15 protein-coding genes are annotated in these 16224 nt (G+C 32.3%); 11 read left to right on the top strand and 4 right to left on the bottom strand.

The genetic code is table 11. The features are described 5' to 3' along the window. Positions 1 to 41: 41 nt before the first annotated feature. Positions 42 to 296 (bottom strand): 30S ribosomal protein S20, encoded by a 255-nt coding sequence (gene rpsT, locus LHL71_RS02010; RefSeq protein ID WP_227361369.1) that lies wholly within the window; start codon positions 294 to 296, stop codon positions 42 to 44. Positions 297 to 529: 233 nt separating this feature from the next. Here rpsT and rpsO point away from each other — a divergent pair, with 233 nt between their 5' ends. From rpsO to yihA, 7 genes are all read left to right on the top strand, one after another. After that, the gene (gene rpsO, locus LHL71_RS02015; protein WP_227361370.1) at positions 530 to 799 is read left to right on the top strand and encodes a 30S ribosomal protein S15; all 270 of its coding nucleotides are present in this window, start codon (positions 530 to 532) and stop codon (positions 797 to 799) included. A gap of 143 nt (positions 800 to 942) precedes the next feature. After that, positions 943 to 2646 carry a ribonuclease J gene (locus tag LHL71_RS02020; RefSeq protein WP_227361371.1) on the top strand — a complete coding sequence of 568 codons (1704 nt, stop codon included), beginning with the start codon at positions 943 to 945 and terminating at the stop codon, positions 2644 to 2646. Positions 2647 to 2703: 57 nt separating this feature from the next. Continuing rightward, a complete protein-coding gene (locus LHL71_RS02025) occupies positions 2704 to 3603 on the top strand; it encodes a hypothetical protein (protein ID WP_227361372.1) in 900 nt (299 codons plus the stop codon). 176 nt (positions 3604 to 3779) lie between these two features. Next, positions 3780 to 4967 carry an elongation factor Tu gene (gene tuf, locus LHL71_RS02030; protein WP_227361373.1) on the top strand — a complete coding sequence of 396 codons (1188 nt, stop codon included), beginning with the start codon at positions 3780 to 3782 and terminating at the stop codon, positions 4965 to 4967. Between the two features lie 166 nt (positions 4968 to 5133). Then, positions 5134 to 6429, top strand: coding sequence for a trigger factor (gene tig, locus LHL71_RS02035; RefSeq protein WP_227361374.1), 1296 nt, complete (start codon positions 5134 to 5136; stop codon positions 6427 to 6429). A 158-nt stretch (positions 6430 to 6587) separates the two neighbouring features. After that, entirely contained in the window at positions 6588 to 7835 is a 1248-nt protein-coding gene (gene clpX, locus LHL71_RS02040) for an ATP-dependent Clp protease ATP-binding subunit ClpX (RefSeq protein WP_227361375.1), read from the top strand. Positions 7836 to 7899: 64 nt separating this feature from the next. Beyond that, positions 7900 to 8484, top strand: a complete 585-nt coding sequence (yihA, locus tag LHL71_RS02045) for a ribosome biogenesis GTP-binding protein YihA/YsxC (RefSeq protein WP_227361376.1) — start codon at positions 7900 to 7902, stop codon at positions 8482 to 8484. Positions 8485 to 8514: 30 nt separating this feature from the next. Here the strand turns inward: yihA and LHL71_RS02050 are convergent, their stop codons facing one another. Continuing rightward, entirely contained in the window at positions 8515 to 8679 is a 165-nt protein-coding gene (locus LHL71_RS02050) for an SPJ_0845 family protein (RefSeq protein WP_227361377.1), read from the bottom strand. Between the two features lie 133 nt (positions 8680 to 8812). Here LHL71_RS02050 and uvrC point away from each other — a divergent pair, with 133 nt between their 5' ends. From uvrC to LHL71_RS02065, 3 genes are all read left to right on the top strand, one after another. Then, on the top strand, positions 8813 to 10627 hold the full coding sequence (gene uvrC, locus LHL71_RS02055) for an excinuclease ABC subunit UvrC (protein WP_227361378.1): 1815 nt from the start codon (positions 8813 to 8815) through the stop codon (positions 10625 to 10627). Positions 10628 to 10755: 128 nt separating this feature from the next. Next, entirely contained in the window at positions 10756 to 12060 is a 1305-nt protein-coding gene (gene obgE / locus LHL71_RS02060) for a GTPase ObgE (protein WP_227361379.1), read from the top strand. A 150-nt stretch (positions 12061 to 12210) separates the two neighbouring features. Further along, complete coding sequence (locus LHL71_RS02065; protein WP_347339036.1) at positions 12211 to 14007, top strand: acyltransferase family protein; 1797 nt, start codon at positions 12211 to 12213, stop codon at positions 14005 to 14007. Positions 14008 to 14031: 24 nt separating this feature from the next. Here LHL71_RS02065 and LHL71_RS02070 read toward each other — a convergent pair whose 3' ends face one another. Together LHL71_RS02070 and LHL71_RS02075 are read right to left on the bottom strand one after the other, a co-directional pair. Further along, complete coding sequence (locus tag LHL71_RS02070; protein ID WP_227361381.1) at positions 14032 to 14829, bottom strand: hypothetical protein; 798 nt, start codon at positions 14827 to 14829, stop codon at positions 14032 to 14034. A 17-nt stretch (positions 14830 to 14846) separates the two neighbouring features. Further along, positions 14847 to 15119, bottom strand: coding sequence for a hypothetical protein (locus tag LHL71_RS02075; protein WP_227361382.1), 273 nt, complete (start codon positions 15117 to 15119; stop codon positions 14847 to 14849). A gap of 105 nt (positions 15120 to 15224) precedes the next feature. Between LHL71_RS02075 and rnz the strand changes: the two genes are divergently transcribed. Next, positions 15225 to 16160: a ribonuclease Z gene (gene rnz / locus LHL71_RS02080; RefSeq protein ID WP_227361383.1), complete on the top strand. Its 936-nt coding sequence runs from the start codon at positions 15225 to 15227 to the stop codon at positions 16158 to 16160. The last annotated feature ends 64 nt before the right edge of the window (positions 16161 to 16224 follow it).

Consider the following 16224-nt stretch of genomic DNA (forward strand, 5'->3'; position numbering starts at 1 on the left):
TCCCACTAGTTAACTAGTGGGATTTTTTTAGTTCTTAAGTATTATTTAGCTAATTTTGAAGTAAGACGTGATTTTTCACGTGATGCTTTGTTAGCTTTAATTAATCCTTTTGATTTTGCATGATCAATTGCACTAATTGCGTTAGTGTATAATTGAGCTGCATCAGTTGCACCGGCTGCTTGAGCTTTTTCAAACTTCTTAACAGCAGTTCTCATAGTACTACGTTGTTCTGAGTTACGACGGTTAGCTTTTTCGTTAGTTTTAACACGTTCGATGGCAGATTTGATGATTGGCATGGTTTCACCTCCGGCTTATGCATTAAATAAAATTCAAATTTCAACAAATTCCATTATACAAAACCACTAACGTTAATGCAAGTTAATCTGAAAGTTAAGAATACTATTGTTAATTAAATTCATTTATAGTAAACTAGAAAATGCATATAAATGCATACCTATTACTTAGTTTTTAGATGCCACTGTCTTTGACTCAGTTATAGGATTATAAAAATATAAGGTGGTAAAATGTTATGGCATTAACTCAACAAGAAAAAAACGATATTATTAAGAAATATGCACGTCACGAAGGCGATACTGGATCAACTGAAGTACAAGTTGCCGTATTAACTGCTGACATTAATGAAATTAATGAACACATGCGTAATCACAAAAAAGATTTCCACTCACAACGTGGATTAATGAAAAAAATCGGTCACCGTCGTAACTTATTAGCTTACTTACGTAAAACTGATGTTCAACGTTACCGTGATTTAATCAAGAGTTTAGGATTACGTCGTTAATAAATGAAGCTTACCATTTTGGTAAGCTTTTTTTATTTTCATTTTAAATGAATTATTTAGTTTGCTTTGTAAAGTATGGTACACTATAAGAAGCTAAAAACGAACGTTAAATAAAGAAACTAAATTTAATTTTGAGGTGAAATATGAATAACGAAATCAAAGTTATTGCCTTTGGCGGTGTCCGCGAAAATGGTAAAAATATGTATGCTGTGGAAATTAACAGTGAAATTTATATTCTAGATTGTGGATTAAAATATCCCGAAAATGAATTACTAGGAATCGATGTAGTAATTCCAGATTTTAGCTATTTATTAGAAAATAAGGATCGAATTGTTGGAGTATTTTTAACTCATGGGCATGCTGATGCTCTTGGAGCACTTCCTTACTTCTTAAGAGACATTAATGTACCAGTATTTGGTTCAGAAATGACAATTGAATTAGCTAAAATTGGTATTGCTGGAAATGATGCTTTAAAAGATTATGATGATTTTCATATAATTAAACCAAGTAGTGAAATTGATTTTGGAAATGGAATTAAAATTACATTTTTCAAAACTACACATTCAATTCCTGGATCAATGGGAATTGCAATTCATACTAGTGATGGAATTATTGCTTATACTGGTGATTTCAAGTTTGACCAAACAGCTAAAAAAGAATATCAAACTGACTATGGTCAACTAACTCAATTGGGAACTGAAGGGGTATTAGCATTACTAAGTGATTCTAGCAATGCAGAAAATCCTGCACCCAGTGTAACTGAGAAGACAATTGGTGATTATATTTACGATACCTTTAATTATCACCATAGCCGTATTATTGTCGGTAGTGTGGCTTCTAACATTATTAGAATGCAACAAGTCTTTAATGCAGCTGCAGCTACTGACCGCAGAGTTTACTTAGCAGGTCATGATTTAGAAAAAATTGTCAGAACTGCTATGAAATTAAATGAATTAACCTTACCTAAGGATGATTTATTAATTGAAACTCTTAATGAATTAAATGAAATTGATCCTGAAAAAACCGTAATTGTTCAAACTGGTCGCATGGGTGAACCAATTAAAGCAATTCAAAGAATGGCTAATAAAGAACAAAGCGATATTAATATTGATAAAAATGATTTAGTCTTTATTACTACTACCCCTTCAACTGGTATGGAAACAACCTTAGCTAAGACTAGAGATTTAGTTTATCGAGCTGGTGCTGAAGTTAGAATGATTTCCGATGAAATGAATTCATCTGGTGATGCTAGTCAAAGCGATTTACAATTACTATTAAATATATTGCATCCTAAATATCTAATTCCGGTACAAGGAGAGTATCGTTTATTAGATTCTCATTATAATTTAGCTAAAGAAGTTGGATTAAGTAATGAACAAATTTTAATTCCTAATAAAGGTGATGTTATTTCTATTTCTGAAAATGAAATGACTATTACAGATAGTGTTCCGGTTGCTGATACTATGATCGATGGAATTGGAATTGGTGATATTGGAAATATTGTTTTACGTGATCGTAAAGTATTATCCGAAGATGGAATCTTTGTAGCGGTTATTACTATTGATCGTAAAAAGAAAAAAATCATTGCTAGTCCTAAATTAACTTCTCGTGGATTTGTTTATGTAAAGGCTAATAAAGACTTAATGCAAGAAGCATCTGAAATTATTGAAAATGCAGTTCAAAATAATTTAGATAATAAAGAATTTGATTGGGGTAATCTCAAGCAAGACGTTCGCGAAAGTTTAAATGATTTCTTATACGAACAAACTAAACGTCGCCCAGTAATCTTGCCGGTTATTATGGAAGTTAACCAACATCATAAGCGCTCTAATAAATCTAAAAAATAATGTAAAAACGGTTAATCATTTTGATTGACTGTTTTTATTTGCCTTCTGGGAGGAATAATGAAATTTAAAAAGCATGCCGATGAATTAGTTTTTAAAAATGCAATGGAGGACTATCAAAAAGAAGATTACCAAGCAGCATTTGATAAATTTCAACTTTTATATGAGGATCAACCAAGCTTGGAACTAAATAAATTGATTATAAAATCTTTACTTAATTTAAATAGATCAACAGAAGTTGAAATTTATATTAATGAATTTAAGGATGCATATCAAAAAGACGATAGTTTAAAAAGTAAAATTATAAATTATTATCTTGATCAAAAAAAATTCATGGTGGCTCGTGAATATAGTCAAAATAATTTAACGTTTAAAAAAATAATTCAAAAGGCGGAGTTAGATTATCAAAAGGATAATAAGTTAGTTGAATTAGAAAAACAGCTGGCCCACATATCGATGTTTTCTAATGATCAAAAAAGTCAAATTTTAGAATCGGCTTTAAAATTACCAGCAGCTAATTATTTAACGGCTGCCAAAGTTAGTTTAAAAGATGCGTATTTAAATCAATTTTATAAAACTAGTATTTTATTACAATTAATGAATTCAAATATTTCGGAAAAAATTGAATTATTATATATTGATAAAAATATTGAGGTTAATTTAGCTGACTTAAGTGATCCATTTCAAAATTCTAACTATCTTAAGACAGCTGACATGATTTATAATCGTTTTGGAAATGATGATCCTATTAAATATCAACAGATAATGATGGAATTGAACTTCCAAATTATGTTAATGTTTCCAAAAATTGATGATATTTTAAATGAACCAATAATTTGGCTAGATGCATGTTTAGAAAAATTATATGGAGAGACAAATTTTAACATATCGCCAGATCAAGATACTATTTTAAATAAAATCAGTCGTATCAATGAAATGGAATTTAATTTTTTTAATTAATTTACTAATATAGAAAATATTTTATTTACAAACAAATAAACAATAGATATAATATTTAAGGATTCTTCATAAAGACGGATTGGACTTTTTGTTTTATTGAAGATGTTGTATAATGGAAAATAAGAATTCTATGAATTGTTCATATCAATTCTTTTAAATAACAGGAGGTTTCATTAATGGCAAAAGAACATTATGAAAGAACAAAGCCCCACGTTAATATCGGTACTATTGGCCATATTGATCACGGGAAAACTACTTTAACTGCAGCTATTACTAAAGTTTTAGCTTCTAAAGGTTTAGCTAAAGCTGAAGATTATGCTGATATCGATGCAGCTCCAGAAGAACGTGAACGTGGTATAACTATCAACACTGCCCACGTTGAATACGAAACTGAAAACCGTCACTATGCACATATTGATGCCCCAGGACATGCTGATTACATCAAAAACATGATCACTGGTGCCGCACAAATGGATGGTGCTATTTTAGTTGTTGCCGCAACTGATGGTCCTATGCCACAAACTCGTGAACATATCTTACTTGCTCACCAAGTTGGTGTTGACTACATCGTTGTATTCTTAAACAAAACTGATTTAGTTGATGATGATGAATTAACTGACTTAGTTGAAATGGAAGTTCGTGAATTACTTTCACAATACGAATACCCTGGAGATGATATTCCAGTTGTTCGTGGTTCAGCTCTTAAAGCTCTTGAAGGTGACGAAGAACAAGAAAAAGTTATTCTTAACTTAATGGATATTGTTGATGATTACATCCCAACTCCAGAACGTGACGAAAGCAAACCATTTATGATGCCTGTTGAAGATGTATTTACTATCACTGGTCGTGGTACTGTTGCATCTGGTCGTATTGACCGTGGTGTTGTTAAAGTTGGTGACGAAGTTGAAATCGTTGGTTTAGTTGAAGACGTATTGAAAACTACTGTTACTGGTTTGGAAATGTTCCGTAAAACACTTGACGAAGGTCAAGCCGGCGATAACGTTGGTGTACTTCTTCGTGGTGTTGATCGTGACCAAGTTGTTCGTGGACAAGTACTTGCTGCTCCAGGTTCAATCCAAACTCACGAAAAATTCAGTGGACAAGTTTATATCTTATCTAAAGATGAAGGTGGACGTCACACTCCATTCTTCTCAAACTACCGTCCTCAATTCTACTTCCACACAACTGACGTTACTGGTGTAATTGAATTACCAGAAGGCGTTGAAATGGTTATGCCTGGTGATAACGTTGAATTTAACGTTGAAATGAGTAAACCAGTTGCCATTGAAAAAGGTACTAAATTTACCATCCGTGAAGGTGGTCACACTGTTGGTGCCGGTGTTGTTGGTGAAATCTTAGACTAATTTTTTAGTTTATTTCATAAAAAAGCTAATCGAATTTATTCGATTGGCTTTTTTTATTTGCTTTAATATTCAGGAAACAATTTACATTTGTCTTAGCTTACGGTAAACTATTAGTGTTATGCAATGAAGAATTGTAAAAATATCTTTTCGTCTCGGAGGGAAAAAAATGTCTGCAAAATGGGAAAAGAAAGGTGTCAATGATGGAGAATTAACATTCGAAATTGACACTGATAAAATTAGTGAAAGTTTAAATCAAGCTTTCCAAAAGGTTAAAAAGAATATTACTGTACCTGGTTTCCGTAAAGGTAAAGTTTCTCGTCAAGTATTTGAAAAAATGTATGGTGAAGAAGCATTGTACCAAGATGCATTAAATATTCTTTTACCTGATGCATATTCAGCAGCTGTTAGTGAAGCTTCAATTGATCCCGTTGCTCAACCTGAAATTAACGTTGAATCAATGGAAAAAGGAAAAGCTTGGGTTATTAAAGCTATCGTTACTGTAAAACCAGAAGTAAAACTTGGTGAATATAAAGGATTAAGTGTTCCTAAGCAAAATACACGAGTATATCAAAAAGATATCGATGAAAAACTTGAACAATTACGTCAACAACAAGCTGAATTAGTTCTTAAAGATAGTGCAGCTGAAAATGGCGATACTGTAGTTATCGATTTTGATGGTTACTTAGATGGTAAACAATTTGATGGTGGAAAAGCTGATAACTATTCATTAGAATTAGGCTCAAATTCATTTATCCCTGGCTTTGAAGATCAATTAGTTGGTCACAAAGCTGGTGATGATGTTGACGTTGTAGTTACATTTCCAGATGACTATCAAGCAGAAGAATTAGCTGGTAAAGAAGCTACATTCAAAGTTGCTATTCATGAAGTTAAAGGTAAAGAATTACCAGAACTTGATGACGAATTCGCTAAGGATGTTGACGAAGATGTTGACTCACTTGAAGAATTAAAAAACAAGACTAAAGAACAAATCAAAGAAACTAAAAAATCAGAAGCTCATGATGCAATTGAAGATGCAGCTTTAACTGAAGCAGTTGATAATGCTGAAATTAAAGAAGTTCCTCAATCAATGATTGATGAAGATATTCAACGCCAAATGGATCAATATCTTGCTGGAATGCAACAACAAGGTATTAACCCAGACATGTACTTCCAATTAACTGGTACTAATCCAGATGATTTGAAGAAACAATTTGCTGATGATGCAGAACGTCGAGTTAAAACTAACTTAGTTCTTGAAGCAATTGTTGATGCAGAAGATATCAAACCTTCTGAAGAAGATGTTACTAACGAAGTAAAAGAATTAGCTCAACAATATGGTATGGAAGAAACTGCCGTACGTAATGCATTAACTGATGATATGCTAAAACATGATATTGCAATTAAGAATGCAGTTGATTTAATCGTTGATTCAGCAAAACAAGATGCTAAAAAAGCTAACTAAATAATCATTAAAAAAAGATCCGTTTTTAAACGGGTCTTTTTACTCATTTGAATAATTTAATTGATTGTGCTAAAGTAATACGATTATGTAATAGAAAAAATTATAGTAGGTGACTTGCTTATTATTCAATTCTAGTAGTAATCGAGGAGGAAATCATAGTGTTTGATGATGATGAAACTAACGGACCAATCACTTGTTCATTTTGTGGTAAAACACAAGATCAAGTAAAGAAAATTGTTGCTGGTCCCGGTGTATATATTTGTAATGAATGTATCGATTTATGCAAAGAAATAATCGATGAAGAATTAAGTGTTAATCAAAATGCAAATGTTGATCCTTTAGAGGTACCAACTCCTGCAGAATTGATGAAAGCATTAGATGGATACGTTATCGGTCAGTCAAATGCCAAACGTACTTTATCAGTTGCTGTTTATAATCACTATAAACGAATTAATGAGATGGATCATATGGAAGAAGATGATCTAGAATTACAAAAAAGTAACATATGTTTAATTGGGCCTACTGGATCTGGTAAAACCTATTTAGCTCAAACACTTGCTAAGACCCTTAATGTGCCGTTTGCGATTGCTGATGCAACTACACTTACTGAAGCAGGGTATGTTGGTGAAGATGTTGAAAATATTTTATTGAAATTACTTCAAAGTGCAGATTTTGATGTTGAACGTGCTCAACGAGGAATTATTTACATTGATGAAATTGATAAAATAGCTAAAAAATCCGAAAATGTTTCGATTACTCGAGATGTTTCTGGTGAAGGGGTTCAACAAGCTTTATTAAAAATCCTAGAAGGTACAATTGCTAGTGTGCCGCCTCAAGGTGGTCGAAAACACCCTCAACAAGAATTAATTCAAATTGATACCACCAATATCTTATTTATAGTTGGTGGAGCATTTGATGGAATTGAACGAATTGTTAAAAATCGTTTGGGTGATAAAGTAATTGGATTTGGAACTAACTCGGATAAAGCTCCAGAATTAAATGATAATAATATTATGCAAGCAGTTATTCCAGAAGATTTACTTAAGTTTGGTTTAATTCCTGAATTTATTGGACGACTTCCAATTTTAACGGCTTTAGACAAGTTAACTGAAGACGATCTAGTTAGAATTTTGACTGAACCTAGAAATGCATTAGTTAAGCAATATACTAAATTATTATCATTAGATGGTGTCGAATTAGAATTTATGCCTAAAGCACTAAAAGAAATGGCTAATTTAGCAATTTCTAGAAATACAGGGGCTCGTGGATTAAGATCTATTATTGAAGATGTCATGCAAAATATTATGTTCGAGTTACCAAGTAGGGATGATGTAGAAAAGGTTATTATTACTCCTGAAACAGTTACTGATCATAAAGATCCAAAATTGGTATTAAAAGGTATTTAATAAAAAATCCTTGATGTCCTTTTAATAAAGGCATGAGGTTTTTTTATTTATTGAGGAGAATTAGATGGACGTTCATAACGTAGATTTAACAATTAGTGCAGTTGATCCAAAACAATATCCTAAAACTAAATGGCCAGAAATTGCTTTAGTTGGTCGATCTAATGTAGGTAAATCATCATTAACTAATACATTAATTAATCGTAGAAGCTTTGCTAGAACTTCAAGTCAACCTGGTAAGACTCAGACTTTAAATTTCTATAACATTGAAGATCAACTTTATTTTGTTGATGTTCCTGGTTATGGTTACGCAAAAGTTTCTAGAAGTGAACGAGAAAAGTGGGGACAAATGATTGAAACCTACTTATCATCTCGTGATCAATTAAAGGGAGTTATTACTCTAGTAGATGGTCGTCATGCACCTAGTGATGATGATGTTCAAATGCATGAGTGGCTTAAGTATTATGAAATTCCAACTTTAGTGGTAGCTACCAAGATGGATAAGATTGCTAAAGGAAAATGGAACAAACAAGAAAGTCTAATTAAAAAGACTCTAGATCTAAGTGGAGAAGATAAACTAATTATGTTTTCTTCTTTAACTAAATCGGGTAAGGATCAAGTATGGGACTGGATTGATAATATTACGAAATAAAAAAATCGTTGCGAATTCGCAACGATTTTTTTATTCTTCAATAGCCTTATCTTTATTACTTTGAGTTTTTTCTTTGACAGTAGCTTTTTTAGAATGCTTTAAAAATTTATCACGTTTTGGATCATCAATGTCCATATCTGAAAACTTTCCAAACATTGCATCCAAATCATCTTTACGATTAATCTTAAGTGCCATGGATTATTATTCCTCCGTTGATGAGTGTTATAATAACTTAGATTGAGTTATTGGTTATATTTTAACATAGTTTGAAACGAACGTATATTCGGTGTATAATTTCTAATATTTAATTAGTAAATGAGGTGTAAAATTGGCATCAGAACATATTGAACATAAGTTAACTCTATTACCAGATTTACCGGGTTGCTATTTGATGAAAAATATTAATGGAAAAATTATTTATGTGGGCAAAGCTAAAAATTTAAAGAATCGTGTCCGCTCTTATTTTAAAAGTAGCCATGTAGGTAAAACTGCTCGATTAGTTTCTGAAATTGTCGATTTTGAGACTATCATTACTTCGACGGATAAAGAAGCTTTCTTATTAGAAATTACGTTAATCCAAAAGCATCGACCTTACTTTAATATTAAACTAAAACAAGGTAATGGGGGATATCCCTATATTAAGATCACCAATGAACGCGATCCCCAATTAAAAATTGTTAATACCTTAAAAAAGGATGGGGGATATTATTTTGGCCCATATCCTAATGTTTATGCTGCTGAGGAAACCATTAACTTCTTGCAAAAGGTCTATCCTTTGAGAAGATGTAATGGATTTCAAAATCGTCCATGTCTTTATTATCATATGGGACAATGCTTAGGAGCCTGTTTTAAAGAAGTTCCTAAAGAAGAATATGATAAGCAAATTAAGAAAATAAAATCATTTTTAAACGGTAATGTGGCAAGTGCCAAAAAAATGCTTATCAAACGAATGCAGTTATCAGCAAGCAAAATGGAATTTGAACGAGCTGCTGAAATTCGTGATCAAATTAAATACATTGAAATGACGGTAGAGAAACAAAAAATCATTTCAAATGATAATACCCCACGTGATATATTTAATTTCTATGTGGATAAAGGATGGTTGTCAATTCAAATATTCTTTATTCGCCAAGCTAGATTAATGAAACGCGAAAAACGAGTATTTCCGATTATTAATGATGCACAAGAAGAGATGGTCAGCTTTATTACGCAATTTTATAAACAAAAAAATCAATTATTACCCAAAGAAATTTTAGTTCCAGAATCTATTCCAACGGATATTTTAAGTGATCTAGTGGAAGAAGTTCCGGTACGAGTTCCCAAGCGAGGACAAAAACGGGACTTATTAGAAATGGCGGGTAAGAATGCTAAGCTGGTTTTAGATGAAAAGTTTAGATTACTAGAGCTAGATGAACAAAAAACTACAGGCGCCATGAAGGAACTTACGGATGCCATGAATATTGCTCCCGTCCATAAAATTGAAGCGTTTGATCATTCCCATATCCAAGGGGTCGACCCCGTTTCAGCAATGGTAGTGTTTGTGGATGGCCAACCCAATAAAAATTTATACCGAAAATATAAATTAACTACGGTCATTAACCATGCAGATGAAGTGGAGAGTACTAAAGAAGTTATTCGTAGAAGATACACTAGGCTGTTAAAAGAACATGCGGAATTGCCTGATCTAATTTTGATGGATGGTGGAAAAATCCAAATGGATGCGGCTAAAGATGTTTTAGAAAATGAATTAGGTTTGGAAATACCTGTTGGTGGAATGGTAAAGAATGATCACCATCAAACGGCGGACTTATTATTTGGTGAAGATGATACCAGATTAATCTTAGATCCTAAGAGTCAAGGATTTTACTTATTACAAAGGATTCAAGATGAAGTTCATCGATTTGCTATTACTTTTCATCGAAAAGTTCATAACAAAAATTCGCTTAGTTCAAGATTAGATGGTATTCCAGGAGTCGGACCTAAAACTAGAAATAAGTTACTAAAGAATTTCGGTTCCTTGAAACATATTTCTGAGGCTAGTACTCAAGATATTAAAGAACTAGGAATATCGGATAAGGTTGCTAAGACTATAAAATTTTCATTAAACAAAGTTGAAGAAGAACAGCAAAAGAAGACTAGGTAATTATTATTTAGTCTTCTTTTTCAGTTTGCTTTGACCTATATCTAATATCTAGGTATACTTTAAAATGTGATGCTTAAATTATAAATAAAATTAATAATAATTAGAGAATTTAAATATGGAGAAATAATATGTTTGTTGATCAAGTGAAGATTCATGTTAAAGCCGGAAACGGTGGAAATGGAATGGTAGCATTTAGACGCGAAAAGTATGTTCCAAACGGTGGCCCCGCCGGTGGTGATGGTGGTCGTGGTGGTAACATTATCTTTAAAGTGGATTCAGGAATGAGCACCTTGATGGATTTTAGATATCATCGTAAATTTAAGGCTGCTAATGGTGGTAATGGTGGTAATAAATCAATGACTGGTCGGGGAGCTGAAGACCTAATTATTCCCGTGCCTGAAGGAACCACTATTATTGACCAAAATACTGGGAAGTCTTTAGGTGATTTAGTCGATGTAGATGATGAATTAGTTATCGCCAAAGGTGGCCGCGGTGGCCGCGGTAACATCCATTTTGCTAGTCCCAATAATCCAGCTCCGGAAATTGCTGAAAATGGAGAACCTGGAGAAGAATTAGATATTCAATTAGAATTAAGAGTTTTAGCGGATGTTGGATTAGTTGGTTATCCCTCAGCAGGAAAATCAACTTTACTATCAGCAACTACTAGTGCTAAACCTAAAATTGCTGAATATCACTTTACAACATTAGTTCCCAATTTAGGGATGGTTAGATTAGATGATGGTCGTGATTTTGTTATGGCTGATTTACCTGGACTAATCGAAGGAGCTTCTCAAGGGGTCGGTTTAGGAATTCAATTTTTACGTCACGTTGAACGTACTCGAGTAATTTTACATTTAATCGACATGTCTGGAATTGATGAAAGTGATCCTTATGAAGACTATGTAACTATAAATAATGAATTGGGCGAGTATGATCCCGATTTATTACTAAGACCACAAATTATTGTTCCAAGTAAGATGGACCTTCCAGGAGCCGAAGAAAAATTAGCCGAGTTTAAAGAAAAACTTCAAGCTAATTTACCAGATGGTCAAGAACTACCTTTAGTAATGCCAATTTCATCAGTTACACATCAAGGACTAAACGAATTAATTAGACAGACCGCTACTTTATTAGAAGAAACCCCATCATTTGTCCAATTTGGTAGTGATGATGATAATGTTAATTATGAATACGAGGATAGTAATACTCCTGACTTCTCAATTGATTATGACCAAGAATATAATATGTGGATTATTAGTGGTGATAAGATTGAAAAACTATTCAAGATGACTGATACTACCCATGATCAAAGTATGTTACGCTTTGCTCGTCAAATGAAAGGTATGGGAATCGATGATGCATTACGCAAGGCTGGGGCAAAAGATGGTGATACTGTAGCTATCTTAGATTTCAGCTTTACGTTTGTTGATTAATTACTTTTTATAGCGTGACATAAAGGGGATGGTGATATCGTTTATGATGTAAGTCACTCTGGAAGTGGCAAACGTTTAAAAAACAATCGCTATATTACTGGATTTAATGGTATTAGAGCATTATCGGTAATTAGTTTAGTCGCCTATCGTCTGTTCCCTAACCGAATAGCGGGTGGATATATGGGAATTACGATATTTTTTGCGCTAGCTGGTTATTTAATTACCGATCTGTTAATTCAAGAATGGGAACAAAACGGTAAAATATATTTTACTGGATTTTACTTTAGAAGATTTAAAAGGTTGTATCCAGCATTAGTAGTTATGTTGATAACTACTGGTGCCTACATAACGTTATTTCAGAAAAACTTCTTAGTTAATTTAAAATCAGCTATTTTTACTAACTTAGCATTTTTAAATAATTGGTGGGGGATTGGACATAGTCAAAATTATTTTAGCTTGAAACTTACCTCTCCTTTTAGTGATTTGTGGTCACTATCAGTAATTGGCCAGTATTACTTAATCTGGCCCATATTGTTAACTGGACTAGTTGTGGTTATAAAAAATAAACGAGTGATCAGTACATTGTTGTTGGGAATTAGCATTGGATCAGCAGTATTAATGGGAATGCTTTATTCTGGAACTAGTACAATTGATCGAGTATATTTGGGAACCGATACTAGATTGTTCTCTATAGTATTAGGATCATTATTAGCAATTGTTTGGCCATCAACTCATTTAAAAACAAAAATTACTAATGGATCTAGGTGGTTGCTGAACTGGATTGGCATAATTTCACTAGGGTTAATGATTGGCTTATTATTTAATGTAAATGGGCAGAGTGCGTCCGTATATCATGGCTTAATGTTTTTAATGAGTGTTTTAGCTACTGCCTTAATTGCGACCTGTGTTCATCCCGGATCTAATATTAACCGTTGGTTAACTAATCCGATTTTTACTTGGTTAGGGACTAGGAGTTATGGAATTTTTCTTTATCAACTACCGATTATTGTGTTTTATGAAAGTCGAGTTAAAGATTATGCTGTCCATCCTGTAATTTCATCTTTAATTATATTGATATTAATAGCGATAGTTAGTGAAATATCTTACCGATGTATTGAAAATCCATTGCGTAAAATTCGATATTATCAATTAAAACAGTTGGCAAAAAATATTTTAAAATTTGATAATAAGCATAAATTGAAGTTTTTATGGATTTTGTTAACTGTTTTAATATTTGTAATTTGTAATTATGGGATGACGATAAGAGTACCTAATTATGAATATAAAAATAATTTAAAATTAGCTTTAAATAAACAGCAGAACACACTAAATTCACGCAATATTTTAGCACTTACTAATCAACAACAAACTAAAATTACTAGTGATAGAAAATTAACTGTGTCACAATTTATGGAAGCAAGAAAGTATGGTCTTACTAAACAACAATATTTAAATGTTGCTGAAATTCCGATTACGGCCATTGGCGATTCAATTCTAGTTAATAACGGAACGGATTTACAAAATGTTTTTCAAAAGGTCTATATTTCGGCTTCAATTGATTATCAAATGACTAAAATTAAAACTGAACTACAGCATTTGAGAGTTGAACAACATTTATCAGGAATTGTTTTAGTAGATTTAGGTAATAGTAAAGCATGTTCTAAAAACCAAATGGAACAATTGGTTCAATATATTGGTAAAGATCAAACTATTTTTTGGGTTAATTACCATTTACCTAATAAAAGCAATGAAAATCGATTGAATGCTTCAATTAATCAAATTGCTGAGCAACATAAAAATGTACACATAATTGATTGGCATACGACAAGTGCGTCCCATGCTAATTGGTTTTTAAAAGACCAACTACATCTTAATAAGTTGGGGACGATTAATTATACACATTTAGTGGCGACCCAAATTAGTAATTATATAAATAAAAAGCGTTGAGATTATAATCTCAACGCTTTTTATTTATATGGTAATCTTAAGCGGTTTTTTAGAGGCTCGGTCAATAATACGTCCATTTTGAGAATAAGTGTTTCCGGTAAATAAGTTTAATATTGATGCCGATTTGGTATTGGGTAAAATAAAAGCAGCAATCGTGAATTTTTGGGTGGTCTTAGGTAAGATAGTATGTCCTGCCCCGGAATCTAATAAGTAATTATTCATAATATTAGTAGAACCATAAGATAGTCGTTGAACACCATTCAAATTAATACTTTGAGAATGCTGATTAGTAATTTGGTAATTAATAATAATTGTTTGATAGTGATTATTAACTGCATTTAAATTGAAGGTGGTTTTAACGGCATCTTTAGCTTTGTCGGAAGTGACGGTATTATTCATTAATTTAGCATTTAAAATTTTATATTCTAATTTACCATTTTTAATGGCTTGGTGGCGACGATTATTTATTTTGCTTACCTCGGTTTTGGTTCCGAATTCATCGTAACTGAACTGTTTCTTCTTAACTAAAGGTCCACTTTTTACGTAATTCTTATTGGCAATGTCGATTTTAGGGATTTTGTATTGAAATGATTTTGGTTTATTACTAATATGATCGCTAGAACTAGAGGTTGCATTGGAATTTTGGATAGTCTTATTATTTGTGTTATTTGAATTTACTTTTTGCTTTGGGGTACTTGCTGCTTTAGTGGTTTGATTTTCTTTAACATGATCGCTAATCTGGGCTGATTGTTTTTTACAACCCGATAATCCCCCTATAGAGCTTAATAAGATTCCCATAACAACTAGTTTTTTTATTTTCATAATTATTCCCCCTAGAATTAATATAAAATGATGGCATGATCAATTACGCGAAAACCAAAAACTATTTTTTGGTTGTTGGTTAATAAAGCCAGTGAATGATCGTATGTATTACTAGCTTGAAGAAAATGTTGCAAGTTCATTGCTGGCTTATTGGAATTAGAAATTAAAACAATTCCGGCACTTTCTTCTTGTAGACCATTTACCGGTATGAGGTAATCATTATTTGGTAATAAAATTCGCAAGGTGGCAGGTAATTCTGCGCTTGCTTGCTTAAACTCACTTAGGTTCATTTGAAATCCTCCTTATTTATTGTATCTAATTTATGCTACAATTGAAAAGTAATTCTAAATTATGGATAAATTAATTTTGATATAAAGTATAAGGAAAAATAACTAATGCAAATTGAATTTTTAGGTACTGGAGCCGGATCTCCAGGTAAGTTTCGAAATGTTTCAAGTTTAGCCTTACGTTTATTAGATGAAATAAATGCAGTTTGGCTATTTGACGTTGGAGAAGGTACCCAACATCAAATTCTAAGATCTAATATCCGCCCTAGAAAGATCAATAAAATATTTATTACTCATTTACATGGTGATCATATCTTTGGTTTGCCTGGTTTGTTGAGTAGCCGCTCATTTCAAGGTGGTAATGATCCTTTAGATATCTATGGACCTAAAGGAATTAGAGATTTTGTGAATACTAGTATTCGGGTTTCTGAAAGTCGATTAGGCTATAAAATTAACTTCCATGAATTTGAAAAGGGACAATCTGGAAAAATATTTGAAGATAATAAGTTTAGTGTGTATTTAGAACCATTGGATCATAAAATTCAAAGTTATGGATATCGAGTGATTGAACATGATCATCCGGGAGAATTAATGGTTGATAAACTCAAAGCTGATCAGGTTCCAGCAGGTCCGGTTTATGGAAAAATTAAAAATGGTGAGACCGTTACTTTAGATGATGGCCGAGTGATTGACGGAAAAAATTATATCGGTAAAGCCCAAAAAGGCCGAATTGTTGCTATTTTAGGTGATACTAGACAAAATAATAATGCCCTTAAATTGGCAAGAGATGCCGATGTTTTAGTTCATGAAAGTACTTTTGCTAAAGGCGAAAATAAATTAGCACGTAATTATTATCATTCTACTAATATTCAAGCCGCAAAATTAGCTAGTGAAGCTCAAGTTGGTAAGTTGTTGTTAAATCACATTTCAGCACGTTATACTGGCAAAATGGCTAATGAACTAGAAAAACAAGCAAAACAAGTATTTAGCGATGTTAAAGTTGTCAAAGATTTTGATGTTATAGATATACCGTTTAAAAAATAACGATATAAATTAATAGGACAGTCAATTAGTTTTTAGTTAAACTATCAGATTAATAATAGGTGAA

It is taken from the genome of Lentilactobacillus laojiaonis, from assembly GCF_020616595.1.
GTDB classification, from domain to species: Bacteria; Bacillota; Bacilli; order Lactobacillales; family Lactobacillaceae; genus Lentilactobacillus; species Lentilactobacillus laojiaonis.

Coding starts and splice junctions, on each gene's coding strand:
- rpsT (WP_227361369.1), bottom strand. CDS start 296: ATGCCAATCATCAAATCTGCCATCGAACGTGTTAAAACTAACGAAAAA.
- rpsO (WP_227361370.1), top strand. CDS start 530: ATGGCATTAACTCAACAAGAAAAAAACGATATTATTAAGAAATATGCA.
- LHL71_RS02020 (WP_227361371.1), top strand. CDS start 943: ATGAATAACGAAATCAAAGTTATTGCCTTTGGCGGTGTCCGCGAAAAT.
- LHL71_RS02025 (WP_227361372.1), top strand. CDS start 2,704: ATGAAATTTAAAAAGCATGCCGATGAATTAGTTTTTAAAAATGCAATG.
- tuf (WP_227361373.1), top strand. CDS start 3,780: ATGGCAAAAGAACATTATGAAAGAACAAAGCCCCACGTTAATATCGGT.
- tig (WP_227361374.1), top strand. CDS start 5,134: ATGTCTGCAAAATGGGAAAAGAAAGGTGTCAATGATGGAGAATTAACA.
- yihA (WP_227361376.1), top strand. CDS start 7,900: ATGGACGTTCATAACGTAGATTTAACAATTAGTGCAGTTGATCCAAAA.
- LHL71_RS02050 (WP_227361377.1), bottom strand. CDS start 8,679: ATGGCACTTAAGATTAATCGTAAAGATGATTTGGATGCAATGTTTGGA.
- obgE (WP_227361379.1), top strand. CDS start 10,756: ATGTTTGTTGATCAAGTGAAGATTCATGTTAAAGCCGGAAACGGTGGA.
- LHL71_RS02070 (WP_227361381.1), bottom strand. CDS start 14,829: ATGAAAATAAAAAAACTAGTTGTTATGGGAATCTTATTAAGCTCTATA.
- LHL71_RS02075 (WP_227361382.1), bottom strand. CDS start 15,119: ATGAACCTAAGTGAGTTTAAGCAAGCAAGCGCAGAATTACCTGCCACC.
- rnz (WP_227361383.1), top strand. CDS start 15,225: ATGCAAATTGAATTTTTAGGTACTGGAGCCGGATCTCCAGGTAAGTTT.